25 protein-coding genes and 2 pseudogenes are annotated in these 23,342 nt (G+C 72.7%); 22 read left to right on the top strand and 5 right to left on the bottom strand.

Features of this window, described 5'->3' with window-relative positions; all coding sequences use genetic code 11:
- The first annotated feature begins 196 nt into the window (after positions 1–196).
- The 12 genes and pseudogenes from ACF1CT_RS12910 to ACF1CT_RS12965 all read left to right on the top strand — a co-directional run bounded on the left by ACF1CT_RS12910 (position 197) and on the right by ACF1CT_RS12965 (position 10,775).
- Complete coding sequence (locus ACF1CT_RS12910) at positions 197–346, top strand: hypothetical protein (RefSeq protein WP_391783844.1); 150 nt, start codon at positions 197–199, stop codon at positions 344–346.
- Between the two features lie 12 nt (positions 347–358).
- Positions 359–478, top strand: a pseudogene (locus ACF1CT_RS12915) (helix-turn-helix domain-containing protein); the annotation flags it as partial.
- Between the two features lie 91 nt (positions 479–569).
- Positions 570–1,121, top strand: a pseudogene (locus tag ACF1CT_RS12920) (RHS repeat-associated core domain-containing protein); the annotation flags it as partial.
- 356 nt (positions 1,122–1,477) lie between these two features.
- Positions 1,478–1,945 carry a hypothetical protein gene (locus ACF1CT_RS12925; RefSeq protein WP_391783845.1) on the top strand — a complete coding sequence of 156 codons (468 nt, stop codon included), beginning with the start codon at positions 1,478–1,480 and terminating at the stop codon, positions 1,943–1,945.
- Between the two features lie 328 nt (positions 1,946–2,273).
- The gene (gene glmS / locus ACF1CT_RS12930; protein ID WP_391783846.1) at positions 2,274–4,121 is read left to right on the top strand and encodes a glutamine--fructose-6-phosphate transaminase (isomerizing); all 1,848 of its coding nucleotides are present in this window, start codon (positions 2,274–2,276) and stop codon (positions 4,119–4,121) included.
- Positions 4,122–4,213: 92 nt separating this feature from the next.
- Positions 4,214–4,582: a holo-ACP synthase gene (locus ACF1CT_RS12935; protein WP_376237407.1), complete on the top strand. Its 369-nt coding sequence runs from the start codon at positions 4,214–4,216 to the stop codon at positions 4,580–4,582.
- 95 nt (positions 4,583–4,677) lie between these two features.
- Positions 4,678–6,297 (top strand): NAD(P)H-hydrate dehydratase, encoded by a 1,620-nt coding sequence (locus ACF1CT_RS12940; protein ID WP_391783847.1) that lies wholly within the window; start codon positions 4,678–4,680, stop codon positions 6,295–6,297.
- Between the two features lie 111 nt (positions 6,298–6,408).
- Positions 6,409–6,822 carry a DUF488 domain-containing protein gene (locus tag ACF1CT_RS12945; RefSeq protein WP_391783848.1) on the top strand — a complete coding sequence of 138 codons (414 nt, stop codon included), beginning with the start codon at positions 6,409–6,411 and terminating at the stop codon, positions 6,820–6,822.
- A 260-nt stretch (positions 6,823–7,082) separates the two neighbouring features.
- On the top strand, positions 7,083–8,237 hold the full coding sequence (gene alr, locus ACF1CT_RS12950) for an alanine racemase (RefSeq protein ID WP_391783849.1): 1,155 nt from the start codon (positions 7,083–7,085) through the stop codon (positions 8,235–8,237).
- A 103-nt stretch (positions 8,238–8,340) separates the two neighbouring features.
- Positions 8,341–9,606: an alpha/beta fold hydrolase gene (locus ACF1CT_RS12955; RefSeq protein WP_391783850.1), complete on the top strand. Its 1,266-nt coding sequence runs from the start codon at positions 8,341–8,343 to the stop codon at positions 9,604–9,606.
- A 203-nt stretch (positions 9,607–9,809) separates the two neighbouring features.
- Positions 9,810–10,358, top strand: coding sequence for a tRNA (adenosine(37)-N6)-threonylcarbamoyltransferase complex ATPase subunit type 1 TsaE (tsaE, locus tag ACF1CT_RS12960; RefSeq protein ID WP_391783851.1), 549 nt, complete (start codon positions 9,810–9,812; stop codon positions 10,356–10,358).
- 198 nt (positions 10,359–10,556) lie between these two features.
- On the top strand, positions 10,557–10,775 hold the full coding sequence (locus tag ACF1CT_RS12965; RefSeq protein WP_391783852.1) for a hypothetical protein: 219 nt from the start codon (positions 10,557–10,559) through the stop codon (positions 10,773–10,775).
- A gap of 126 nt (positions 10,776–10,901) precedes the next feature.
- Here the strand turns inward: ACF1CT_RS12965 and ACF1CT_RS12970 are convergent, their stop codons facing one another.
- Positions 10,902–11,465: a hypothetical protein gene (locus tag ACF1CT_RS12970; protein ID WP_391783853.1), complete on the bottom strand. Its 564-nt coding sequence runs from the start codon at positions 11,463–11,465 to the stop codon at positions 10,902–10,904.
- A gap of 201 nt (positions 11,466–11,666) precedes the next feature.
- Between ACF1CT_RS12970 and tsaB the strand changes: the two genes are divergently transcribed.
- The 4 genes from tsaB to ACF1CT_RS12990 all read left to right on the top strand — a co-directional run bounded on the left by tsaB (position 11,667) and on the right by ACF1CT_RS12990 (position 14,342).
- Entirely contained in the window at positions 11,667–12,329 is a 663-nt protein-coding gene (gene tsaB / locus ACF1CT_RS12975) for a tRNA (adenosine(37)-N6)-threonylcarbamoyltransferase complex dimerization subunit type 1 TsaB (RefSeq protein ID WP_391783854.1), read from the top strand.
- Positions 12,326–12,871 (top strand): ribosomal protein S18-alanine N-acetyltransferase, encoded by a 546-nt coding sequence (rimI, locus tag ACF1CT_RS12980; RefSeq protein ID WP_391783855.1) that lies wholly within the window; start codon positions 12,326–12,328, stop codon positions 12,869–12,871. Before tsaB ends, rimI begins: the two co-directional genes overlap by 4 nt.
- Entirely contained in the window at positions 12,871–13,983 is a 1,113-nt protein-coding gene (gene tsaD / locus ACF1CT_RS12985) for a tRNA (adenosine(37)-N6)-threonylcarbamoyltransferase complex transferase subunit TsaD (RefSeq protein WP_391783856.1), read from the top strand. The genes rimI and tsaD overlap by 1 nt, the downstream gene beginning before the upstream one ends.
- 92 nt (positions 13,984–14,075) lie before the next feature.
- The gene (locus ACF1CT_RS12990; protein WP_391783971.1) at positions 14,076–14,342 is read left to right on the top strand and encodes a hypothetical protein; all 267 of its coding nucleotides are present in this window, start codon (positions 14,076–14,078) and stop codon (positions 14,340–14,342) included.
- 140 nt (positions 14,343–14,482) lie between these two features.
- Here the strand turns inward: ACF1CT_RS12990 and ACF1CT_RS12995 are convergent, their stop codons facing one another.
- Positions 14,483–15,004: a DUF1203 domain-containing protein gene (locus ACF1CT_RS12995; RefSeq protein ID WP_391783857.1), complete on the bottom strand. Its 522-nt coding sequence runs from the start codon at positions 15,002–15,004 to the stop codon at positions 14,483–14,485.
- Positions 15,005–15,254: 250 nt separating this feature from the next.
- Positions 15,255–16,022, bottom strand: a complete 768-nt coding sequence (locus ACF1CT_RS13000) for a TetR/AcrR family transcriptional regulator (protein WP_391783858.1) — start codon at positions 16,020–16,022, stop codon at positions 15,255–15,257.
- Between the two features lie 123 nt (positions 16,023–16,145).
- Between ACF1CT_RS13000 and ACF1CT_RS13005 the strand changes: the two genes are divergently transcribed.
- On the top strand, positions 16,146–17,618 hold the full coding sequence (locus ACF1CT_RS13005) for an MFS transporter (RefSeq protein WP_391783859.1): 1,473 nt from the start codon (positions 16,146–16,148) through the stop codon (positions 17,616–17,618).
- Between the two features lie 153 nt (positions 17,619–17,771).
- On the opposite strand, the gene ACF1CT_RS13010 is transcribed toward ACF1CT_RS13005, so the two are convergent.
- Positions 17,772–18,392, bottom strand: coding sequence for a class I SAM-dependent methyltransferase (locus ACF1CT_RS13010; RefSeq protein WP_391783860.1), 621 nt, complete (start codon positions 18,390–18,392; stop codon positions 17,772–17,774).
- 99 nt (positions 18,393–18,491) lie between these two features.
- Here ACF1CT_RS13010 and ACF1CT_RS13015 point away from each other — a divergent pair, with 99 nt between their 5' ends.
- Both ACF1CT_RS13015 and ACF1CT_RS13020 read left to right on the top strand, forming a co-directional pair.
- Complete coding sequence (locus tag ACF1CT_RS13015) at positions 18,492–19,157, top strand: hypothetical protein (RefSeq protein WP_391783861.1); 666 nt, start codon at positions 18,492–18,494, stop codon at positions 19,155–19,157.
- A 79-nt stretch (positions 19,158–19,236) separates the two neighbouring features.
- Positions 19,237–19,602, top strand: a complete 366-nt coding sequence (locus ACF1CT_RS13020; RefSeq protein ID WP_391783862.1) for a hypothetical protein — start codon at positions 19,237–19,239, stop codon at positions 19,600–19,602.
- Positions 19,603–19,662: 60 nt separating this feature from the next.
- Here the strand turns inward: ACF1CT_RS13020 and ACF1CT_RS13025 are convergent, their stop codons facing one another.
- Entirely contained in the window at positions 19,663–20,991 is a 1,329-nt protein-coding gene (locus tag ACF1CT_RS13025) for a methyltransferase domain-containing protein (RefSeq protein ID WP_391783863.1), read from the bottom strand.
- 131 nt (positions 20,992–21,122) lie between these two features.
- Here ACF1CT_RS13025 and ACF1CT_RS13030 point away from each other — a divergent pair, with 131 nt between their 5' ends.
- The 3 genes from ACF1CT_RS13030 to groES all read left to right on the top strand — a co-directional run bounded on the left by ACF1CT_RS13030 (position 21,123) and on the right by groES (position 23,266).
- Positions 21,123–22,091 (top strand): polysaccharide deacetylase family protein, encoded by a 969-nt coding sequence (locus ACF1CT_RS13030; RefSeq protein ID WP_391783864.1) that lies wholly within the window; start codon positions 21,123–21,125, stop codon positions 22,089–22,091.
- Entirely contained in the window at positions 22,088–22,432 is a 345-nt protein-coding gene (locus tag ACF1CT_RS13035; protein WP_391783865.1) for a hypothetical protein, read from the top strand. Before ACF1CT_RS13030 ends, ACF1CT_RS13035 begins: the two co-directional genes overlap by 4 nt.
- 525 nt (positions 22,433–22,957) lie before the next feature.
- A complete protein-coding gene (gene groES / locus ACF1CT_RS13040) occupies positions 22,958–23,266 on the top strand; it encodes a co-chaperone GroES (protein WP_018101172.1) in 309 nt (102 codons plus the stop codon).
- Positions 23,267–23,342: the final 76 nt, after the last annotated feature.

Raw genomic sequence — 23,342 nt, forward strand, 5'->3', positions numbered from 1 at the left:
CGGCTGCGAACAGGGAGCCGATGACACGCGGTTGGGTGACTTCTCGGTTGGCGCCGTGCCGCGTGTCCGTTGCTGCCTACGCTGAACCGCAAGGGAACGGGTACGGGCAGTGACCGCCTGGTGGTGACGCGGGGCTGTCCTCCAGGTACGGCGTCGGGCGCACAACGCGCGGGCGCGGAACGAAAGCGGGTGCCGTATGGCGGACAGGGACGCGGACGAGCACGGCGGGAACTGCGCGGCGGACGAGGCAGCGGATGACGCAGTGGATGACGCCGAGCGGGATTTCGACCAGGTGGACGGCTCGGGTCCGGTGATCGCGGCTGTCGGACGTCAGATCCGGCTGTGACGTGAGTCGGCGGGGATGCGGGCGAAGGAACTGGGCGCCGCGATCGGCTACGGCGAGGACCAGGTCTACAAGGTGGAGGGCCGTACACGCATCCCCAAACCGGAGTTCCTGGAGAAGGCGGACCAGGTCCTGCGCGCGGGCGGCAAGATCGTCGCGATGAAGAAGGACCTGGAGGAGGCGCGGTACCCGAAGAAGGTCCGGGACTTGGCGAACCTGGAGCGGACACGACCCGCTGGGCCGTCGTACGGCCAAGCGACGCCTTGCCGGCGACGGCGACGTTGTGCTGGAGCAGACCTGCTTCACCTGGGACGACGCACAGCTCTGCGAGCAGCGGACTACTGGGGGAAGTTTGCTCGGGCCCGTCACACTCACATGGGATCATGACGGCATGCGTCCGTCTGTCCAGGTGGAGCGCATTTTCGCAGACGATTCCTGTCAAGAGGTCGTTGACGAGCGGTTCTTCGCAATCGTTACCGATCTGATCGGCACCCCGCGCGAACTCATCGACGAATCGGGGAAACTGGCCTGGTGCACACGCACCACACTTTGGGGTACGACAACGTGGGCGGCGAAGAGTGCGGCGTATACGCCACTCCGCTTCCCCGGCCAGTACTTCGACCCCGAAACCGGTCTGCACTACAACGTCCACAGGTACTACGACCCCGAAACGGCTCGCTATGTGACCTCCGACCCCTTGGGTCTCGATCCTGCGCCCAACGCCGTGACGTATGTGGATAATCCGCACACAATGGCTGACCCGTTAGGGCTGAAGCCTTGCAGGATACGTGTATCTCCCGTGGCGTCCGACTGGGCAACCAAAGGTGCTCATATTCATATTCCACTCAAGAAGAAGCCCGGTCTTGAGGACGAAGTGCATGTGTTCGTGGACGAAAAAGGTAACATCGCGGGTGAACCAATTAGGCTTGAGCAAGGCTGGGCATCGGAAAAGAGCGTCCAAGCGGCAGTGGATGCGGTGCGCACCGATCCCAAGCTCCGCTCCGACCTCCTTGTCAAGGCCAGATCGGCCCGGGAGCATATGCTTGATCATAACTGGGGAAACAAGAAGAATCGGGCAGATGAAATGCAGGCGCTCATTGAAAAATTGGAGGGATGGCCGTGAGAGGTGCTGAAATGATCGCCTCATTCATTGCGACGGGGCGACTGTACGGAGTCGGTATCGGCTCCACTCTCGCGAATCTTCGGCAAAATATTATCTGCGACTTTGTGGATGTTGTCGACGAGGACGGCGATTCGATGAGGCGCGACTACGGATTCATTGAGTTCTACCTCAATCTCGACCAGGTCTGGAGCGTTTCCGGGGGAGCCGTCGAACTGCACAGGTTGGCCGCCCGCAGTGATGTGGCCGATCGTTGGCGCGTTGCCATGGGAGATGATTTCGCCCGATATCTCGCATGGGATGAGTTGCGTGCGGAGCTGGAAAGGCTGCCGCATCCTCCCGTTCTCGAATTCGTTGATCAAGGTGATTTCCTTGAGTACCGCTCGCGTGCGACCAAGGTGTCCGTTCTGGTCAATAACGATCACGAGGAGCGCGACGGATGGCTGGGGCACGGAGACGTGTGGAGCATTGGTCTTGGCTGAACCCGCCGGGCCGGAGCGGTTGCAAGGTCGTGCTCCCCGGCACGCCCGTTGGCGGACGTACCTCGCCCCGGATGCCGAACGCGGTCGGGTGTGTTGGAGGCCTTCCGTGGGCTCGGATCCGCCCGGGGCGGCCCCGCGCATCGGGCGAGCGGGCGGTGCGGGGGCCCCGGCGTACCTGCCTGACGGACCGCCCCGCGGCTGTCGCCGCCCTCGTCGGTGCCGCCCCTCCCGTCACGGCTTCCCCTGCCGGGCGCCCCGGCTTCTGCGACGATGCGGAGAAAAGGGGCGAATGCGGCAGAGTGAGTCGGTGCGCAGGGAAGGAAACGGTATGTGCGGGATCATCGGTTACGTCGGCGGGCAGTCGGCGCAGGATGTCGTCGTCGCGGGGCTCAAGCGCCTCGAATACCGGGGCTACGACTCGGCGGGCATCGCCGTGCTCGCGGACGGCGGGCTGGCCGCGGCCAAGCGGGCGGGCAAGCTCGTCAATCTGGAGAAGGCACTGGCCGAGGCCCCGCTCCCGGCCGGGACCACCGGGATCGGGCACACCCGCTGGGCCACCCACGGCGCACCCACCGACGTGAACGCCCACCCGCATCTGGACAACGCGGGCCGGGTCGCCGTCGTGCACAACGGGATCATCGAGAACTTCGCCGCCCTGCGCGCCGAACTCGCCGAACGCGGCCACGACCTGGCGTCCGAGACCGACACCGAGGTCGTCGCCCACCTCCTCGCCGAGGCGTTCTCGTCGTGCGCGGACCCGGCGGAGGCCATGCGTCAGGTCTGCCGACGGCTGGAGGGCGCCTTCACCCTGGTCGCCGTGCACGCGGACGCGCCCGACACGGTGGTCGGGGCCCGGCGCAACTCGCCGCTCGTGGTGGGGCTGGGGGAGGACGAGTCGTTCCTCGCCTCCGACGTCGCGGCGTTCATCGCGCACACCCGCTCCGCGATCGAGCTGGGCCAGGACCAGGTGGTGGAGCTGCGCCGGGAGGGCGTCACCGTCACCGACTTCGACGGGCGGCCCGCCGACGTCCGCGGCTACCACGTGGACTGGGACGTCTCCGCCGCCGAGAAGGGCGGCCATGTCTCCTTCATGCACAAGGAGATCGAGGACCAGCCCCGGGCCGTGGCCGACACCCTACTCGGGCGGATCGACGGCTCGGGCGCGCTCCGCCTCGACGAGGTACGGATCGCGCCCCACGAACTCCGGGAGGTCGACAAGGTCGTCGTCGTCGCCTGCGGCACCGCGTTCCACGCCGGGATGATCGCCAAGTACGCCATCGAGCACTGGACCCGGATTCCCTGCGAGACCGAGCTGGCCAGCGAGTTCCGCTACCGCGACCCGATCCTCGACGCGCGCACCCTGGTCGTCGCGATCTCGCAGTCCGGCGAGACGATGGACACCCTGATGGCCGTACGGCACGCCCGCGAACAGGGCGCGAAGGTCCTGGCCATCTGCAACACGAACGGCTCCACCATCCCGCGCGAATCCGACGCCGTGCTCTACACACACGCCGGACCGGAAGTCGCCGTCGCCTCCACCAAGGCGTTCCTCACCCAACTGGTCGCCTGCTACCTGGTCGCCCTGTACCTGGGCCAGAACTGCGGCACCAAGTGGGGCGACGAGATCCGCACCGTCGTCCGCCAGCTCTCCGAGATGCCCGGCTCGGTCGCCCGCGTCCTGGGGGCCATGGAACCCGTCCGGGCACTCGCCCGGTCCCTCGCCGACCACGACACGGTGCTCTTCGTGGGCCGCCACGTCGGCTACCCGGTCGCCCTGGAAGGCGCGCTCAAGCTCAAGGAACTCGCCTACATGCACGCCGAGGGCTTCGCGGCGGGAGAGCTCAAGCACGGGCCGATCGCGCTCATCGAGGACGGCCTGCCGGTCGTCGTGATCGTGCCCTCGCCCCGCGGCCGCTCGGTGCTGCACGACAAGATCGTGTCGAACATCCAGGAGATCAGGGCCCGTGGCGCCCGCACCGTCGTCATCGCCGAGGAGGGCGACGACACGGTGATCCCCTACGCCGACCACCTGATCAGGATCCCGGTGACACCCACGCTGCTCCAGCCGCTGGTGTCGACCGTGCCCCTGCAGGTCTTCGCCTGCGAACTCGCGACGGCCCGCGGCAACGACGTGGACCAGCCGCGCAATCTGGCGAAGTCCGTGACCGTGGAGTAGCACTAGCTTTCTTCCATGCGTGAGACGTGCCGCGTGCGTGCGTGTCACGCGTGAAACAGAGCGTCGGACGAGCGAGCGAAGAGGGAACGCGTGTGATCATCGGGGTGGGGATCGATGTGGCCGAGATCGAACGGTTCGACGCGGCGCTGAAGCGTACGCCGCACCTGGCCGACCGGCTCTTCCTGGAACGGGAGTTGCTGCTGCCCGGCGGCGAGCGGCGCGGCATCGCCTCGCTCGCCGCCAGGTTCGCGGCCAAGGAGGCCATCGCCAAGGCGCTCGGCGCGCCGGGCGGCCTGCTGTGGACGGACGCCGAGGTGTACGTCGAGGCCAGCGGGCAGCCCCGGCTCCGGGTCCGCGGCACGGTCGCCGCGCGCGCCGCCGAGCTGGGCGTCCGGCACTGGCACGTGTCGCTCAGCCACGATGCGGGGGTGGCGTCGGCCGTGGTGATCGCGGAGGGTTGAGCACGGCACGGGAAACGCCGCGCACGGCGACGGAGAGCGTCGTGTGCGGCGCGTGCGATGTGCGGTGACGGACGGTCGAGGAGGGTTGAGCACATATGCGTACCGCGTACAGCGTTCGGACCGTGCGGGCCGCCGAGCGCGCCCTGATGGACCGGTTGCCCGAGGGCGCCCTGATGCAGCGCGCCGCGGCGGGGCTCGCCGCGGCCTGCGGCGATGTGCTGCGGCGGCGCGGACGGGTGTACGGGGCGCGGGTCGTCCTGCTCGTCGGCAGCGGTGACAACGGGGGCGACGCGCTCTACGCGGGCGCCCGGCTGGCCCGCCGGGGCGCCGGGGTGCGCGCCGTGCTCACCTCGCCGGGCCGGGCCCACCCGGGCGGCCTCGCCGCGCTGCTCGCGGCGGGCGGGCGCGTGGTGGGGACGGGACCCGGTCCGGGGGAGCGGGGTGCCGGAGACGGCCGCCCCTCCCGGGACACGACGGACCGGGACCCGACGGACCGGGACGCGACGGACCGGGACGCGGCGGACGAGGTGGCGACGGACGCGAAGGGCGGCGGACCGTCACCCGACGCGGAGGCGGACGCCGTGGTGATGGCCGCATGGGGCGGGCACGTCGATCTCGTCGTGGACGGGATCACCGGCATCGGCGGGCGCGGCGGGCTGCGCCCCGGTGCCGCCGCACTGGTGCGGGCCTTCGGCGCGACCGGTGCCGCCGTCGTCGCCGTGGACCTGCCCAGCGGGGTGGAGGCAGACACCGGCGAGGTGCTCGGTGACGCGGTGCGCGCCGACGCGACCGTCACGTTCGGCACGTACAAGCCCGGGTTGCTCGTCGACCCCGCCGCCGAGCTGGCCGGCGCGCTGCGCCTCGTCGACATCGGGCTCGGGCCCGAACTGCCCGAGGTGCCCGACCTGGAGGCGTTGCAGTACGCGGATGTCGCCGCGCTGCTGCCGGTGCCCGCGGCCGAGAGCGACAAGTACCGGCGCGGCGTCGTCGGCATCGTCGCCGGGTCGGCCCGCTATCCGGGGGCGGCGGTGCTCGCCGTGTCCGGGGCGCTGCGGGGCGGGGCCGGGGCCGTGCGGTACGTCGGTCCGGGCGGCGACGCGGTGATCGCGGCACATCCGGAGACGCTGGTGCACATGGGCCCCCCGTCGAGGGCGGGCCGGGTGCAGGCGTGGGTGGTGGGGCCCGGCCTCGGCGACGGGGCGGACGCCGCGGACGCGGTCCGTGATGTGCTGGCGACCGACGTCCCGGTGCTCGTGGACGCGGACGGGCTGCGGCTGCTCGACCCCGACGCCGTACGCGCCCGCACCGCGCCGACCGTGCTGACCCCGCACGCGGGGGAGGCCGCCGCCCTGCTCGGCGTCCCCCGCGAACAGGTCGAGGCCGGGCGGCTGGCCGCCGTGCGCGAGCTGGCCGACCGCCACCGGGCCACGGTCCTGCTGAAGGGTTCGACGACCCTGGTCGCCGCCCACGACCGGGACGTCCCGGCGCGGGTCAACCCGACCGGCACGTCCTGGCTGGCCACGGCAGGCAGCGGCGACGTCCTGTCCGGCCTGACCGGTTCCCTGCTGGCGGCGGGCCTCGCCCCGCGCGACGCCGCGTCCGTCGGCGCGTACCTGCACGGCCTGGCCGCCCGGCACGCCGCCGACGGATCGCCCGTCGCCGCGCAGGACGTCGCGGACGCGCTCCCGCAGGCGTGGCGGGACGTCCGCGCCTGAGCGATCCTGGGCACGGGAGCGACGGGAGCGACGGGAGATGGGGCCCGGCCGGAACGACGACGGCGGCCCGCTCCGGGCGGGTCCCGCCCCGCACCGACAGGAGGACCGATCGTGGGCAGCAGCAGCAGCGGAGGCAGCGGCGGCACCGACGACGTGCGCGTACGCCGGGTGTACGACCCGCAGGAGAACGACGACGGCACCCGCGTCCTGATCGACCGGCTCTGGCCGCGTGGCGTGTCCAGGGAACGGGCCGGGATCGACGAGTGGCTCAAGGACGTCACCCCGTCGAAGGAACTGCGCTCCTGGTACCACGAGGACCGCACCGGCACCCGTTACGACACCTTCGCGGACCGCTACCGGGCCGAGCTGGCCGACCCCGTCCACACGGCGGCGGTCGACAAGCTGGTGCACCTGGTCCGCGAGGGCGGCCCGGTGACGCTGGTCACGGCGGTCAAGGACGTCCCGCACAGCCATGTCCCGGTTCTCGTCGACCATCTGGAGCACGAACTGCGCCACCACCGCTGAGAGCCTGCCGAAGGCCACCCGACAGGCTCTGAGAGCCTGCCGGGTGCCCTCTGACCGGGCGGCCACGTGCTGACGCGCACGCACACGCTCGGAGCCTTGGAATCGCAAGCGTAGTGCCATGCCTGCTTTCCGATCGAAGGTCTCCGGTCGGGTTCCGGGGTGGACGCCCGCACCACCTGGGCGGTCCCCGGCCCGCACCGGGGGTCCGCTCCGGCCGCTGCCCGAAGGGCCCGGCGCGCGGCTCTGAGAGACTGGGCGCGATGAACGAGACAGCGTCCTTGAGAGCCCGAGCCGAGATCGACCTCGCCGCATTGCGCGCGAATGTGCGCGCGCTGCGCGCCCGGGCGGCCGGTGCGCAACTCATGGCCGTCGTCAAGTCCGACGCGTACGGGCACGGGGCGGTGCCCTGCGCCCGCGCCGCGCTGGAGGCCGGGGCGACCTGGCTGGGCACCGCCACACCGCAGGAGGCGCTCGCCCTGCGGGCCGCCGGACTCGGCGGCCGGGTGATGTGCTGGCTGTGGACGCCGGGCGGGCCCTGGCGGGAGGCGATCGAGGCCGACGTCGACGTGTCGGTCAGCGGGATGTGGGCGCTGCGCGAGGTCGTCGCCGCGGCCACGGAGGCCGGAATTCCGGCCCGTGTCCAGCTCAAGGCCGACACCGGCCTCGGACGCAACGGCTGCCAGCCCGCCGACTGGCCCGAGCTGGTGTCCGCGGCCCGCGCCGCGGAGGAGGCGGGAACCCTCCGGATCACCGGCCTCTGGTCCCACTTCGCCTGCGCCGACGAACCTGGCCACCCCTCGATCGCCGCCCAGCTGACCGCCTTCCGGGACATGGTCGACTACGCCGGGAAGGAGGGCGTCGACCCCGAGGTGCGTCACATCGCCAACTCCCCGGCGACGCTGACCATCCCCGAGGCCCACTTCGATCTCGTACGGACCGGGATCGCGATGTACGGGCTCTCGCCGAGTCCCGAACTGGGCACCCCGGCGGACTTCGGGCTGCGCCCCGTCATGACGCTCGCCGCGTCGATCGCCCTGGTCAAGCAGGTGCCGGCCGGTCATGGCATCAGCTACGGCCACCACTACACGACACCCCGCGAGACCACCCTGGGCCTGGTGCCGGTCGGCTACGCGGACGGCATCCCGCGCCACGCCTCCGGGCGCGGGCCCGTCCTGGTCGGCGGCGCGTGGCGGCGGGTCGCCGGCCGGGTGGCCATGGACCAGTTCGTCGTCGACCTCGACGGCGACACGGTCGAGGTGGGCAGCGAGGCCGTCCTCTTCGGCCCGGGTGACCGGGGCGAGCCGACCGCCGAGGACTGGGCGCGGGCCGCCGACACGATCGCCTACGAGATCATCACCCGGATCGGCTCCCGGGTGCCGCGCGTCCATCTGCACGCCACCCCGGCCGGGTCCTGACCGATCGGGCACCGCCGACCGGGCACGATCTGATCAGGACCGGGACGGGCCGGCCCCGGCCCGGCGGAGACGACCGACCACGACCGACGAGGAGCGCGGCACGGTGAGCGAGATCAGCGCGGGGGACGCGGTGGCGGACGCCGCCACGGCGGTGGGCTGGCGCCGGGCCGGGATCGCCGGGGCCGCCATAGGCGTGCTCGCGGCGGGCGCGGCGGCCGGTGTCGCGGTCGAGCGGCTGACCGTGGGCCGCGGCATGCGCAGACGGGCACGGCTGGCCCTGGACGCCTCCGGTCCGTACGGGTCGCTGCGCGGACTTCCGGGCAGGGCCGTCGCCGACGACGGAACCGAGCTGTACTACGAGGTCGACGAGGTCGAACCGGACGGCGGCACGGGTATCGGGGCGGACGGCGGGGCGGGGACCGGGGCGGACGGCACCGACGCCACCACGGGCAACGGCACCCGCCGCCGCAGGCTCTTCGGCCGCAAGGCCCCGGTGCCCGTCACCGTCGTCTTCAGCCACGGCTACTGCCTCAACCAGGACTCCTGGCACTTCCAGCGGGCGGCGCTGCGCGGCCTGGTCCGCACCGTCCACTGGGACCAGCGCAGCCACGGCCGTTCCGAGCGGGGCCGGGGCCAGGCGGACGGGGTGACGGTCGGCATCGACCAGCTCGGCCGGGACCTGAAGGCGGTCATCGACGCGTCCGCGCCGGAGGGCAGGCTGGTGCTGGTCGGGCACTCGATGGGCGGCATGACGATGATGGCGCTCGCGGACCAGTACCCGCGGCTCTTCCGGGACCGGGTCGCCGCCGTCGCGTTCGTCGGCACGTCGAGCGGCAGGCTCGGCGAGGTCAGCTTCGGACTGCCGGTCGCGGGCGTCAACGCGGTGCGGAGGGTGCTGCCGGGGGTGCTCCGGGCGCTCGGCTCCCAGGCCGAGCTGGTGGAGCGCGGCCGACGGGCCACCGCCGACCTGTTCGCCGGGCTGATCAAGCGCTACTCGTTCGGATCGCGGGACGTCGACCCGGCGGTCGAACGGTTCGCCGAACGGCTCATCGAGTCCACCCCGATCGACGTGGTCGCCGAGTTCTACCCGGCATTCACCGAATACGACAAGAGCGGTGTGCTGCCCGCGTTCCGCGACGTCCCGGTGCTGATCCTGGCCGGCGACAAGGACCTGGTGACGCCCAGTTCGCACAGCGAGGCCATCGCCGACCAACTGCCCGAAGCGGAACTGGTCATCGTCCCGGACGGCGGCCACCTGGTGATGCTGGAGCACCCGGAGACGGTGACGGACCGGCTGGCCGACCTGCTGGTGCGCGCCGGAGCGGTGCCCTCGGCGACCGGGACCGACCGACACCCGGGCGGCGGCTGAGGGCGCGTCGCGCGACACCGCCGCCTCCGGTGCGCGCGATGCCGCCTTCGGGGTACGTGCGCGCCGCTGCCTCCGGTGCGCGTACGTGATGTCGCCTCCGGTGCGCGCGATGCCGCTTCCTGCGTGCGTACGCGATGCCGCGTCCTGGGCGGGCGCGCGACGTCGCCTCCCGTCGTCCGCCGGTTGGTCTAACGTTGGCGGACATGGAAGCACCGCACAACAGCCCGGTGGCCGAGGCGGCCGAGGGCGCCGGGCCGGACACCGTCACCGTCTCCCTGTCCGTCGATTCCCCCGAACGGATGCAGGACCTGGGCCGCCGACTCGCCCGGATGCTGTGCCCCGGCGACCTCGTGATGCTCACCGGTGAGCTCGGCGCCGGGAAGACGACGCTGACCCGGGGCCTCGGCGAGGGGCTCGGCGTGCGCGGCGCCGTCACCTCCCCGACCTTCGTGATCGCTCGCGTCCACCCCTCGCTGACCGGCGGTCCGGCACTGGTCCACGTCGACGCGTACCGCCTGGGCGGTGGCCTCGACGAGATGGAGGACCTGGACCTCGACGTGTCGCTGCCGGAGTCGGTGGTGGTCGTGGAGTGGGGCGACGGCAAGGTCGAGGAGCTGTCCCAGGACCGGCTGCGGGTGTTGATCCACCGGGCGGTCGGCGACACGGACGACGAGCGGCGCACGGTGACCCTGGTCGGCGTAGGCCCGCGCTGGGCGGGGCTGGCGGAGACGCGCGAGGCGCTGGGCGACTGAGAGCCCGCCGGGTGATCTCTGGCCCGGCGGAGGCCACCCGGCAGGCTCTGGGGGCTGCCGGGTGACGGGCCCGATACCACTTTCCGACAGCGTGTCGGCATATTGTTGCGCCGGGCGGGGACGCCGTGGTCACATGGAGGACGAGAGCGGGTTAGGTCTGCCTAACAACGCCTTCCACCGGAGCCTCAGGAGGCATCCATGACGATGTCCGCCGAACGTGAAGTGCCGTCACCGTCGATGAGCGACCTGCTGGCGGCCTGCGCCGCGGCCACGGCCGTCTCGACCCCGCCCCCGCCGTCCGGGGACCGCACCCCGGAAAGCGCCGAGCCGTCCGGCACCGAGGACGGCGCCGAGCCGTCCGGCACCGAGGAGTGCGAGACCGGGCCCGCCCCCGCCCCCGCCCACCGGGCCGGCTGACGGCCGGGCGGGCTGACGGCCGGGACAGCCGGGTTTCCGGTCCGTGCGTGTGTCCGCGACCACGGGTGGCGGGGCGTCGGCGGTGGTCCGTCCGAAGACACCTCCGGCCCGCGCGTGTGTCCGCGACTACGGGACGACGACCACCGCGGTGCTCACCGCGGCGAAGTCCCACACCGCGTTCCCGTCGGCCCGGGACATCCGCACGCCGCCCGTCTTCAGAGCGGGGTCCGGGCTCTTCATCGAGCCGTCCACGGCCGCGCTGAAACCCACGGACACCCCGTCCACCGTCGCGAACCGCACCACGTGCTCGATCATCACGCCGTCCGAACCCTTGGTGGGCGGCCCCTGGCGCGGAGTGGCCACCTGGTACGTGCCGGGCTGCGGATTCAGCGCGCTCGGCATGACCGGGAAGGTCCTGAGCACCTTCCCGGACTCGTCCACGAGCCACACCCGGCGGTCGGCCAGCGCGTACACCAGGCGCTTGCCGGTCCCGGACCCGGCCGGGAGCGCGGCCGGGGGCTCCTTGGTCTTCTCCGGCTTCGCGTGCCCGGTGGCGCTGACGGAGGCCGTGGGTCCGGGCGCGGCGACGGAGGCGGGCGCGCTCGCCGATGCCTGGTACGCCAGGACGCCGACCACGGCGAGCGCCGCCGCGGTGAGCCCGGCCACGATTCCCGAGCTGCCCCTAGCCACCGTGCGCGCCCCTTTCGCCCTGCGTCCGTCGTATCCGCGTCTCTGCGTCTGTAGTGCAAGCGGGTCGGCGCCTGTACTACAAGCGTGTACGTCGTTACGTCGTACACGCGTGTGCACGGTGACGGTAGCAGCCGGGGCCGGTCGTACCGGGACGCCGGACGGGGCGCGGTACACCGGTCGCGGGAGCCGTAGGCTGTTTGCGTGCTCCTGCTCGCCGTGGATACCGCCACCCCCGCCGTCACCGTCGCCCTGCACGACGGAACCTCCGTCGTCGCCGAGTACGGGCAGGTCGACGCCCGAAGGCACGGGGAACTGCTGCTGCCCGCCGTCGACCGGGTCCTCGCCGAGGCCGGGACGAAGCTCGACGCCGTGACGGGCGTGGTCGTGGGCGTCGGCCCGGGCCCGTACACCGGGCTGCGGGTCGGCCTGGTGACGGCCGCCACCTTCGGCTCGGTGCTCTCCGTTCCGGTGCATGGGCTGTGCACCCTGGACGGTCTCGCGTACGCCGCCGGGCGGGCCGGTCTGGAGGGGCCGTTCGCCGTCGCGACGGACGCCCGTCGCAAGGAGGTCTACTGGGCGCGGTACGAGGATTCCCGTACCCGCTCCGAGGGCCCCGCCGTCGACCGCCCCGCCGACATCGCCGAGCGGCTCGCCGGAATCCCCGTCGTCGGGGCGGGCGCGGTGCTCTACCCCGAGGCGTTCCCGGACGCCCGGGGCCCCGAGCACGTGTCCGCGGGCGCGCTCGCCGCGCTCGCCGCCGAACGGCTCGCCGCGGGCGCCGAACTGCTGCCGCCGCAGCCGCTCTACCTGCGCAGGCCCGACGCCCAGGTTCCGAAGAACTACAAGGTGGTCACCCCGAAGTGACGAGCACGACTGCCGTACTGCGCGAGATGCGCTGGTGGGACATCGGTCCGGTGCTGGAGCTCGAACACGAGCTGTTCCCGGACGACGCCTGGTCGGCCGGGATGTTCTGGTCCGAGCTGGCGCACTCCCGGGGGCCGCGGGCCACCCGCCGCTACGTCGTCGCGGAGGACCCCGCCACCGGCCGGATCGCCGGTTACGCCGGTCTGGCCGCGGCCGGCGACCTCGCCGACGTGCAGACCATCGGCGTCGGCCGCGACCACTGGGGCGGCGGCCTCGGTTCCGCGCTCCTCACCGACCTGCTGAAGCACGCCACGGCCTTCGAGTGCGCCGAGGTGCTCCTCGAAGTCCGCGTCGACAACACCCGGGCGCAGAAGCTGTACGAACGTTTCGGCTTCGAACCGATCGGCTTCCGCCGCGGCTACTACCAGCCGGGCAACGTCGACGCGCTCGTCATGCGCCTGCGCCTGACCGAGGACGGCACCGAACCCGTACCGGGGATCGCGCGGGAAACAGAGACCGCACAGGAAACAGAGACTGACTGATGGCTGACGAACCGCTCGTACTCGGCATCGAGACCTCCTGCGACGAGACCGGCGTCGGCATCGTCCGCGGCACGACCCTGCTCGCCGACGCCGTCGCCTCCAGCGTCGACACGCATGCCCGCTTCGGCGGCGTCGTCCCGGAGATCGCCTCCCGCGCGCACCTGGAGGCGATGGTCCCCACCATCGAGCGGGCCCTGAAGGAGGCCGGGATCAGCGCCCGCGACCTCGACGGGATCTCCGTCACGGCCGGGCCCGGCCTCGCGGGCGCGCTGCTGGTCGGCGTCTCGGCCGCGAAGGCGTACGCGTACGCGCTGGGCAAGCCGCTCTACGGGGTGAACCACCTGGCCTCGCACATCTGCGTCGACCAGCTGGAACACGGTCCGCTGCCCGAGCCGACGATGGCGCTGCTGGTCAGCGGCGGCCACTCCTCGCTGCTTCTCGCGCCGGACATCACCAACGACGTGCGGCCCCTGGGCGCGACCATCGACGACGCGGCGGGCGAGGCGTTCGACAAGATCGCCCGGGTGCTGGACCTCGGCTTTCCCGGCGGCCCGGTCATCGACCGGCTGGCACGGGAAGGCGATCCGGCGGCGATCGCGTTCCCGCGCGGGCTGAGCGGTTCGCGCGATCCCGCGTACGACTTCTCCTTCTCCGGCCTGAAGACCTCGGTGGCCCGCTGGGTCGAGGCCAAACGGGCGGCGGGCGAGGAGGTGCCGGTACGGGATGTGGCGGCGTCCTTCCAGGAGGCCGTGGTGGACGTGCTCACCCGCAAGGCCGTGCGGGCCTGCAAGGACGAGGGCGTCGACCACCTGATGATCGGCGGCGGTGTCGCCGCCAACTCGCGGCTGAGGGCGCTGGCCGAGGAGCGGTGCGAGCGGGCCGGTATCCGGCTGCGGGTGCCGCGGCCGGGGCTGTGCACGGACAACGGCGCGATGGTCGCGGCACTGGGCGCCGAGATGGTGGCCCGGAACAGGCCCCACTCGGATCTGGAGCTGTCCGCGGACTCGTCGCTGCCGGTGACCGACACCCACGTCCCCGGCGCCCATGCGCACGGTCATGCCCACGATCACGACCATGTGCACGAGATCAGCAAGGACAACCTGTACTCATGAGCGGCACGCACGGTACGGGCAGTATGGGCGGCACGGGCGAGACGGACGTCACCGGCGATGAGCGTGGTGCGGGCGGGACGACGGTCGCGCTGATGTGGGAAGCCCGCGCCGTCACGGGCCGGGGCCCCGAACTCCTGGAGTGGGCGCGCGCCCGCGCCGCGGAACTGGCCGGCGAGCCGCTGCGGCGGGAGTTCTTGCGCGCCGCGCAGGACCGGGTCCTCGTCATCACCTGGTGGGACGCGGACCCGGCCGCGGCGCTGCCCGAACTTCCCGAGCCGGCGCCGGAACTCGTCACCCGGGCGGTGCACCGCTGGCGCTTCGAGTCCGTGGCCGCGGTGGAGTCCGCCGACGGGTTCTGAGAGCTGTCCGGGAGTCCGTCCGAGAAGGTCCCGTTCGCGGGCTGCCCGTGGGCTGTCCGCGAGCCCGTCCGCGGTCTTCCGCGGGTCGCCGGAGGGCCTGGGCCGGGTCCTCCGGGACGCCGTGTCTTCGGGGACCCGGCCTACGGGCGTCGCACCTCGAACTGGAAGCAGCCGTATTCCAGGGCGCGCACGTGCACGAGTGCCACCTCCGGGTCCTCGAAGGCTTCCTCGAAGGCCCGGTCGAACCCCTTCCCGGCGTCCTCGGGGATCTCGAAGCAGCGGCCCCCGACGATGCGGCCCGCGGCGTCGTAGCGGCGCAGGGTGCGCAGTGCGCCGGTCCGTGCGAACGGGTAGCCGGAGTGGGCGTCACGTGGCCCCTCGCACTCCTGGGCGTGGATGAACACCGGCCCCGATTCGTCGTACGCCCCGGGGTCGGCGTCCGTGGCCGCGGCCCAGCGCCGCAGCGGCGCGTACGAGACGAGGGCCACTCGTTCGCCCGGTTCGATCGGCCGCAGGCAGCAGCGCAGCGGACTGCCCACGGAGTCGATCGGAGCGCCCTCCTCGCGTGCGGTGTACGGCCGCAGGGGGCGGCCCGAGTCGTCGGTGGCGCGGAGCTCCGCGAGCGCGGCGGGGGGAATGGGGCGAGCTGTGTATGTGGTCATGGCACCCAGTCTCGAAGGCCCGGCTCCCGGCGTGCTGGCGGAATCGCGACACCGAGACCAACGGGGAGGACGCCGCCTTTCGCGCGCGTCCGGTACCGGCCGTCCGTCTTCCGCGCGCACTCGGTACCGGCCGTCCGCACTTCGGCACGCGTCCGGTACCGTCCGTACGCACTTCCGCGGGCACTCGATACCGGCCGTGCGCACTTCCGCGCCCGGGAACGGCATCGGCTCCGCGCGGCCGGGCGCCCGGTCAGTCGGGCCGGTCGGCTGACCGGGCGGGCCGGGTCCCGTGGCCGAGCAGTCCGTCGATGATCGCGTCGAGCTGCTCGGCGACCTCGTACGAGGCGGCGTACTCCCGCCACCGGTCCTTGACCTCGGCGAGCCGGGGCAGCGCCCCGGCGTCCTCCTCGGTGATCATCTCGGGGAAGTACCGCGTGCTCGGCGGATTCCCGGCCCGTCGCTCGGCCGCCCTGCGGAAGATTAGGTCGCCGTAGACGTAGCTCCAGATCGTCCGGTACGCGCAAACCGCGCGGGCGGGGGAGAGGCCGCAGGTGATGGCCGCGTCGACGATCTCCTCGACCATCCACAGCGCGTTCTTGTCGGTCAGCTCGCCCAGCGCCAGCACGTCCAGCACCCACGGGATGCGGGCCAGGATGCCGTGCATGTGCACCGCCACCGCGAGGAGTCGCTCGCGCGGGTCCTCGGGCAGCGGGGGGCGGGGGAAGGTGTCCGCGGTGCCCGACAGGGTGAGCATCAGCAGCTCGTCCTTGTCCCGCACGTAGTGGTACAGCGCCATCGGCGTGGAGCCGAGCTCCTTCGCCACCCGCCGCATGCTCAGGGCGTCCACGCCCTCTTCCTCGATGATGCGGCGCGCGGTGGCGACCATCGTGTCCGGGTCGAGCCTGCGGGGCCGTCCGACGGCCCGCTTCTGCGGGGTTCGTTTCCCGCCCGTCGTCGGCCTCTCCGCCGCCTTCGGGGTCTTCTCCGGCTCCGGCGCGTCTTCTGTCGTCCCTGGCACCACCGCATTGTCCCCCGGTCGTTCCCGTTCCCGCTCCCCGACTTCGGGAGATCATTTTTTATACGCGTATATTAATCATCTGCCCGGGTGTCCGGGCAGGAACGCGCAAGGAAAGGAGACGTTGTGGACGACCAGTCACGACATGTGCGGTGGCTGCTGGCGGTGGCGCTCACCGTGCAGTTCCTGGTGGCGCTGGACATGTCCGTGGTGAACGTGGCGCTGCCGGACATACGGCGCGGACTCGGCTTCACACCGGACGGGCTGCTGTGGGTGGTGAACGCCTACGCGCTGGCCTTCGGCGGGCTGCTGATGCTCGGCGGGCGCCTCGCGGACCTGATCGGCAGCCGCCGGATACTGACGGCGGGTCTCGTGCTGTTCGGCGTCGCGAGCCTGGCCGGGGGGCTCGCCCGGTCGCCCGGCGAGCTGATCGCCGCACGAGCCGTCCAGGGGGTCGGCGCCGCCGCGCTCGCCCCGGTCGGCTTCGCGCTGATCGCCCTGGCCTTCCCGGCCGGACCCGCCCGTTCCCGCGCACTGGGGCTGTGGGGCATGGCGGGTGCGGCGGGCGGTGCGGTCGGCGTGCTCGCCGGCGGCCTGCTCACCGACGCGGCGGGCTGGCGCGCGGTCATGCTGGTGAACGTGCCGATCGTGCTGTTCGCCCTGGTGGGAGCCGCGCGCACCGGACTGCGGACCGACACCGGCCGGACCGGCGCCCGGCTCGACGTGACCGGGGCGCTGCTGGCCACCGGGGGCACGACCCTGCTCGTCCTCGGGCTCGTCGGCACCTCGACCCACCCGTGGGGATCCGCCCGGACGCTGGGAACGCTCGGTGCCGCCCTGCTGCTGCTGATCGTCTTCGTCGCCGTCGAACTGCGGACCGGAACCCCGCTGCTCCGCCTCGGCCTGCTCGCGGGGCGACCGGTGCTCACCGCGAATCTCTTCGCCCTGCTGCTGAGTTCGGGCCAGTTCGCCGCGTTCTACTTCGTCTCGCTCTACATGCAGCTCGTGCTCGGCTACGGGCCGACCGCCGCAGGCGCCGCCTTCCTGCCGTTCTCGGCGGGCGTCGTCGCGGGCTCGATCATCGCCACCCGCACGGTCGCGGCACTCGGCACCAGACGACTGCTGGCGGTGGGCGGTGTCCTCGCCGCATGCGGCCTGGCGGGGTTCGCGGCGACCGCGCGGGCCGACGGCGGTTTCCTGCTCTCGATCCTCGTACCGTCCCTGGTCAGCAGCGTCGGCATCGGCATGTGCTTCGTACCGCTCGGCACCGCCGCCACGACCGATGTCGCGCCCGAGGAGACCGGCATGGCCTCCGGGCTGCTGAACAGTGCCCGCCAGGTGGGCGGCTCCCTGGGGCTCGCGGTCCTGGTCACCGTTGCCGCGCAGGTCACCGGCGACGGGCGGCGCCCGGCCGATCTGGCGTCCGGATACGCGGCGGCGTTCTGGGTCTGCGCGGGCCTGCTCGCGACGGCGGCACTGGCCGCCCTGCTGCTGCTCCCGCGACCGGACCGGACCGTTCCGGTCGCCGCGGCGGGACATTCGCCGAAGGACGCCGGGGAAGGAGCCGAACAGGTCGCCCCCCGCCCGACGCGAGGGTGAGGAGCGGGCTCCGGGACGGGTACGGCGCGTCGTGGCGGCCCGTCCCGCCCGGGCCCGGAGGGCACCGGCCGGCCCGGGCCCGGACCCGGGAAGGCCGGACCCGGAAAAGCCGGACCCGGGAAAGGCCGGGCGGGGAGGCCGGCGCGGGGGAGGTCAGCGCATCGCCACGCCCAGCGAGTCGGCGGCCATCGCTCGCGGCGCGCCCTTCTCGTAGAACTCGTCGAGGTCGACCACGGTGAAGCCCGCGGCCGTCAGCATCTCGGCGATCGGCCGGGTCAGACGGCACCCCGCGAAGAGCCGCCGCTCCAGCGGATCGAGCCGGTGCTGCAGGCGACGCACGTCCTCGTCCCCCTCCGGCGCCAGCCCGTGCTCCAGGAAGTGCAGCGTCGCACCGGGCTTGAGCACCCGCCGCACCTCGCGCAGCGCGGCGTCGGCGTCCGGAACGGTGCACAGCGTCCAGGTGGACAGCGCGCCGTCGAACGTGGCGTCGTCGAACGGCAGGTACTGACTGTCCAGCCCGACGCGCCGCACCGCGGCGTATCCCTCGGCGATCCGGTCGCGGGCCAGTCTCCAGCCGAGGTCGGACGGCTCCACCGCGGCCACGTCCGTGACGGCCTCCGGGTAGAAGGGCACGTTGTGCCCGGAGCCGAAGCCGATCTCGATGATCTCGCCGTACAGGCCCTCGCAGACCCGGCGCCGCAACGGTTCGGCGGACTTCCTCCCGCCGACGGCGTCGACGACCCGGGGCACGATCCGTTCGGCGTAGAACCCCATCGCGAACCTCCGTGTGTTCCTCCCCAGCATGGCATTCCGGCGGCATCGGCGCATCGTGCCGCCCGCGGGGCCGCGACACCCGCTCGGTAGGGTCGGGCCATGTCCCAGCACACCCAACTTCCCCCGCCCCCACCGCCTGTGGAGATACGTGCCTGGCCGGACCGCGAGGCCATGCTCGCCGACCGGGCCGTGGTCCTCGGCGAGCTGGTCCGCGGGCACGTCTCGCCGGGCCGGCTGGTGCTGCTGTGGCTGTGGGGCGTGCTCGGCGCGGTGGGCTGGTCGTTGATCAGCACGGCGATGATCACGTTCCAGGAGAACTACGACCTGGTCGGCGTCGTACTCGCGCTGATCCTCGCGGTCATGGGGGTCGCCTGCCTGGTGCCCGCGGTCGCCCTCGTCTGCCTCGGCCTGGGACGCGACCGCGAGATCCGCCGACTGCTCCACGCCTGGGGCGAGTTGGCGCACGACCCGGAGCGGGACGTACGGCTGCGGAAGCCGGGGGCCGCCCTGCTCTGGCTGCTGATGTCCTACGCGCTGTGCGCACTGGGGCTGTACACCTGCATCGCCGTCCCGGCGACCGAGGAGGGGCTCGGGGACCCCTACGGGCTCGTCGCGCTGATCATGGGACTCGGGATGATCGCCTGGATCACCGGGCTGATCGGGATCGTCAAGGCGTTCGCCCACCGCCGCTGGGTGGCGCGGGTGCTGGTCGGAGTTCCCGCGCCGGAACCGCTGTTCTCCCTCGGCGGCGGCGCCCATCGCTGACCGCGGTCCTATCCTGGCCGGAACACGCGGACCGGGCACCGGACGCCGGACGCGAGGACCGGAAACAGGGGGGCGTCTCATGGCGTGGTACTGGTGGGTGCTCATCATCTTCTGGACGGGTGGCTTCGGCTGGGCCGTCGACAACGCCCGCACCGCGCTGCGCAACCGGCACACCCGCAAGCTGGAACTCCTGGAGGCCGCCCGCCGGGAGCGGCTGGCCGTCGAGGCCGCCGAGCGGCCGCCGGAGCCGGTCTGCGGCTGCACCCACCACCTCGCCAAGCACGACAAGCAGGGCAGGTGTCACGAACGGGTCGAGGTGCCGACGGCCTGGGACGAGGCCAAGAAGCCGGTCCGCTTCGAGCCGGGGCAGTGCAACTGCCAGCAGTACGTGGGCCCGCAGCCGCTCTCGCAGGTGTACGCCGACGACCTCACCGACCTGGCCTGACCGGCCCCACCGACCTGGCCTGACCGGACGGCCCGGCCGTCTGCGCCCCGGCCGGGCCGGTCAGGCCGGGTCCGTCATCGGGTGGCCGATCAGCATCGTCGGCGCCCCGGCCACCCGGGTCAGGAAGACCGTCGCCGTGTTCGGCCCCTGGAGCTTCATCCGGCGGCGCAGCTCCTCCGGCTCGACGGCCGAGCCGCGCTTCTTCACCGTCAGGACTCCGACCTTCCGCTCCCGCAGCAACGCCTTCAGCCGCTTCATGTTGAACGGCAGCCGGTCGGTGATCTCGTACCCGGTGGTGCACGGGGACGTGTACGGCCGGTCGCTCGTCACGTACGCGATGGTCTCGTCGATCAGCCGGCCCTCGCACCGGGCCACGACGTCGGCGACCAGGTGGGCGCGGATGACCGCGCCGTCCGGCTCGTACAGATAGCGTCCGACCGGGCCGACCGGCGGGGCGGGCAGCGGGGACGCGGACCACAGGCCGGCCCCCGCCGGGAGCACGGTGGCCCGGAACGAACCGGCCGCGAAGCCGTCGCCGAACCAGAGCACCGCCTCCTTCACGTCGCCGCCGTCCGAGATCCACTCGGCCTCCGCCTCCGCCGGGATCGCCTCGTGCGGGATTCCGGGGGCGATCTTCAGCGCGGCGCGGGGGGCCCGCAGCGCGGCCGCGGTCGCCCAGGAGAGCGGCGGCGAGTACGCCTCGGGGTCGAAGATCCTGCCCCGGCCGCCGCGCCGGGCCGGGTCGACGAAGACCGCGTCGTACGGCGAGGTGTCGATCGTCGCGACATCGGCGCACCGCACCTCGATCAGCTCCGCCAGGCCGAGCGCCGCCGCGTTGGCGCGGGCCACCTCGGCGGTCAGCGGGTCCCGGTCCACGGCGAGGACCGCGATGCCCGCCCGCGCGAACGCGATCGCGTCGCCCCCGATCCCGCAGCAGAGGTCCGCGACGCGGCGCACCCCGCCCGCCGCCACGAGCCTGCGCGCCCGATGGGCGGCCACCGACGTCCGGGTCGCCTGCTCGACGCCGTTCGGCGTGAAGAACATCCGGTACGCGTCCTCGGCGCCGAACTTCGCCACCGCGCGCTGCCGCAGCCGTGCCTGCCCCAGCGCCGCCGACACCAGGGCGGCCGGGTGGGTGCGGCGCAGCCGGGTGGCGACGGCCAGCTCCTGGGCGGGGTCGTACGACCGCAGCTCCTCCAGCAGCGCCGATCCCTCGGGGGTGCGCAGGGCCAGGAAGGCGGCGAGCGGGCCGTCCGGTCCGTGGGAGGCGTCCGGTCCGGAGGGGGCGTCCGGTCCGGACGGATCGTTCGGCGCGGACGGGTGATGCGGTTCGGACGGGCCGTGCGGTTCGGACGGGCCGTGCGGGGCGAAAGCGTTCACCCGCCCCATTGTGAGCCAGCCGGGACGGTGGGCCAGTCGGGTTGACCGGGCCGGCCTGCGGTGGTGTCGGGCCGGTCCACCCCCCTCGCGCTGGCAGTATGCGACGCCCTGCCATTTATGCGACAAAAGGAAAATTAGCCATGATGAGGTGCGAATCGAGGGCGCGTCCTTCCGGCGGCAGGCGGGGTGCCCGCGCGATCCTGGCAGGGCTTCTGGTCGCCGCCGTCGGTTCGGGCTGCGCCTCGGAGACCGGGAAACGGCCGGACACCGGCCCCGGCCACGCGGCCCCGCCCCCGGCCGCCGGGCAGCCGAACGGGCAGCCCGGGGCACGGCCCGGCGCCCGCGCGCGCAGGCCGGCCGACGCGCCCGCGCGCGAGAACGCTCAACTCGCCCCCGCCGTCCGGACGGCGCTCGCGAAGAAATGGGGGCTGGTCCGCACCCCGCTGGTCGCGCCCCCGCCCCCCGCCGTCAAACCGCGTCTCACCACCCGCGCGGGGTTCGAGGTCGAGGGCGGAGACGACGGCCTGCCGCCGGTCTTCACCACCGTTCCGACCAAGGACCGGGTGGTCTTCCTGACCATGGACGATGGTGCCGAGAAGGACCCCGAACTGCTGCGGATGATGGACGAACTTGCCATCCCGTACAGCGCGTTCCTCACCGACCAGGAGGTGGGCGACGATTACGGGTACTTCGGCGAGGCGCAGCGGCTGGGCGTCACCGCCAACAACCACACGCTCCACCACCGCTACCTTCCCGGGCTCTCGTACGACGAGCAGAAGCGCGAGATCTGCGGCCAGCAGGACGTCATCGAGAAACGGCTCGGGAAGCGGCCCGCCCTGTTCCGTCCGCCCTACGGCAACTACAACGGGGACACGCTCCGGATCGCCAGGTCCTGCGGCATCAGGGCCGTGCCGCTCTGGAACGCGGAGGCGTTCCCGGACCACATGGAGTGGCGCGGGGACCAGGCACTGCACCCCGGCGACGTCATCCTCACGCACTTCCGGGGCCGCGGTGAGTGGGGCGTCGGCATGACCGACCTGGTCCGCTCCGTCATGCGGACGATCACGGACCAGGGGTTCGCCGTGGCCCGGCTGGAGGACTACGTATGAGCCGCGCGCACCGGCTGGTCGCCGGGGTACTGGCGGCCGGGGCGCTGCTGACCGCGACCGCCGGGTGCGCGCAGTCGGTCGACCCGATCGAACGGCTGGGCCGCAAGGCCGCCCGGAACATCACCCATCCGCGGCCGGAACCCGCCGCGGGCCCGCCCGCGGACCCGCGGGGGGTTCCGGGCGGCGGTCGAGGGGCACCGGGACCGCGGACCTCCGCCACCTGCCATCAGCCGCCCGCCTCCCGGCACTCCCGGCTGTCCCCACCACTCGGACACGGGAGGCCGGACCGGCCGGGGTCGTACGAGGGGGCGGGTATCGGCTCGGGGTGCGCGCGACGGTAGTCGCCGTGCGAGGCCGGCACGGTCGTGAGGCACGGCACGAGCGCCGCCGCGCCCTGTGAGGAGGGCGGAGGCGGGTCGGGGTGGGCTTTCGGGCATGCGCCCCACGGTCGTACGGAACGGGACGGCCCGTCTCCGCGTTGTCCCTCATGGTGCTCGGATCGTCGCCTCGCCCATGCCCCACCGGATCCGCCGTCCGTCCGGAACCGTCGTTTGCCCGGAACCGTCCCCGCCGGGACCGTCGTCCGCCCGGCACCGTCGTCCGCCCGGCACCGTCCCCGCCGGAACCGATGTCCGCCCGGAACCGTCGTCCGGGACGGGGAGCGTCCGGGCGCCACGACTGGCTGAATTGGCACTCCGCTTGACCGAGTGCTAATCGCGGTCATAGTCTCGGTTCTGGCACTCACCCCTGGAGAGTGCCAGCAGTACTGTGCGACTGGCAGGTCCGGCACCCGCGACGACGGATCCACCTGGTCGCCACCCACAGACTCTTAACCCCGTGAGATCTCCGAAGGGGGAGACCGGATCGTGTCGACCGCCAGCTCCAAGGTTGCGATCAAGCCGCTCGAGGACCGCATTGTGGTCCAGCCGCTCGACGCCGAGCAGACCACGGCCTCCGGCCTGGTCATTCCGGACACCGCCAAGGAGAAGCCCCAGGAGGGCGTCGTCCTGGCCGTGGGCCCGGGCCGCTTCGAGAACGGCGAGCGCCTTCCGCTCGACGTCAAGACCGGCGACGTCGTGCTGTACAGCAAGTACGGCGGCACCGAGGTGAAGTACAACGGCGAGGAGTACCTCGTCCTCTCGGCTCGCGACGTTCTCGCGATCATCGAGAAGTAATTCACCCACGTTTTTCCGTTCTGCGCCCCTGGCCCCGTGCGTCATGATCAGCCGGGCGGTCGGGGGCGCAGTTCGT

Source organism: Streptomyces sp. NPDC014734 (genome assembly GCF_043083325.1).
Lineage (GTDB): Bacteria > Actinomycetota > Actinomycetes > Streptomycetales > Streptomycetaceae > Streptomyces.

Excerpts from the sequence above, each read along its gene's own strand:
- ACF1CT_RS13035 (WP_391783865.1), top strand. The coding sequence starts at position 22,088 with ATGAGCCGCGCGCACCGGCTGGTCGCCGGGGTACTGGCGGCCGGGGCG.
- ACF1CT_RS12990 (WP_391783971.1), top strand. The coding sequence starts at position 14,076 with ATGTGGGAAGCCCGCGCCGTCACGGGCCGGGGCCCCGAACTCCTGGAG.
- ACF1CT_RS13030 (WP_391783864.1), top strand. The coding sequence starts at position 21,123 with ATGATGAGGTGCGAATCGAGGGCGCGTCCTTCCGGCGGCAGGCGGGGT.
- ACF1CT_RS13020 (WP_391783862.1), top strand. The coding sequence starts at position 19,237 with ATGGCGTGGTACTGGTGGGTGCTCATCATCTTCTGGACGGGTGGCTTC.
- ACF1CT_RS13010 (WP_391783860.1), bottom strand. The coding sequence starts at position 18,392 with ATGGGGTTCTACGCCGAACGGATCGTGCCCCGGGTCGTCGACGCCGTC.
- ACF1CT_RS12925 (WP_391783845.1), top strand. The coding sequence starts at position 1,478 with ATGATCGCCTCATTCATTGCGACGGGGCGACTGTACGGAGTCGGTATC.
- tsaD (WP_391783856.1), top strand. The coding sequence starts at position 12,871 with ATGGCTGACGAACCGCTCGTACTCGGCATCGAGACCTCCTGCGACGAG.
- tsaE (WP_391783851.1), top strand. The coding sequence starts at position 9,810 with ATGGAAGCACCGCACAACAGCCCGGTGGCCGAGGCGGCCGAGGGCGCC.
- ACF1CT_RS12965 (WP_391783852.1), top strand. The coding sequence starts at position 10,557 with ATGACGATGTCCGCCGAACGTGAAGTGCCGTCACCGTCGATGAGCGAC.
- ACF1CT_RS12995 (WP_391783857.1), bottom strand. The coding sequence starts at position 15,004 with ATGACCACATACACAGCTCGCCCCATTCCCCCCGCCGCGCTCGCGGAG.
- alr (WP_391783849.1), top strand. The coding sequence starts at position 7,083 with ATGAACGAGACAGCGTCCTTGAGAGCCCGAGCCGAGATCGACCTCGCC.
- ACF1CT_RS12940 (WP_391783847.1), top strand. The coding sequence starts at position 4,678 with ATGCGTACCGCGTACAGCGTTCGGACCGTGCGGGCCGCCGAGCGCGCC.
- ACF1CT_RS13015 (WP_391783861.1), top strand. The coding sequence starts at position 18,492 with ATGTCCCAGCACACCCAACTTCCCCCGCCCCCACCGCCTGTGGAGATA.
- ACF1CT_RS13025 (WP_391783863.1), bottom strand. The coding sequence starts at position 20,991 with ATGGGGCGGGTGAACGCTTTCGCCCCGCACGGCCCGTCCGAACCGCAC.
- ACF1CT_RS12910 (WP_391783844.1), top strand. The coding sequence starts at position 197 with ATGGCGGACAGGGACGCGGACGAGCACGGCGGGAACTGCGCGGCGGAC.
- glmS (WP_391783846.1), top strand. The coding sequence starts at position 2,274 with ATGTGCGGGATCATCGGTTACGTCGGCGGGCAGTCGGCGCAGGATGTC.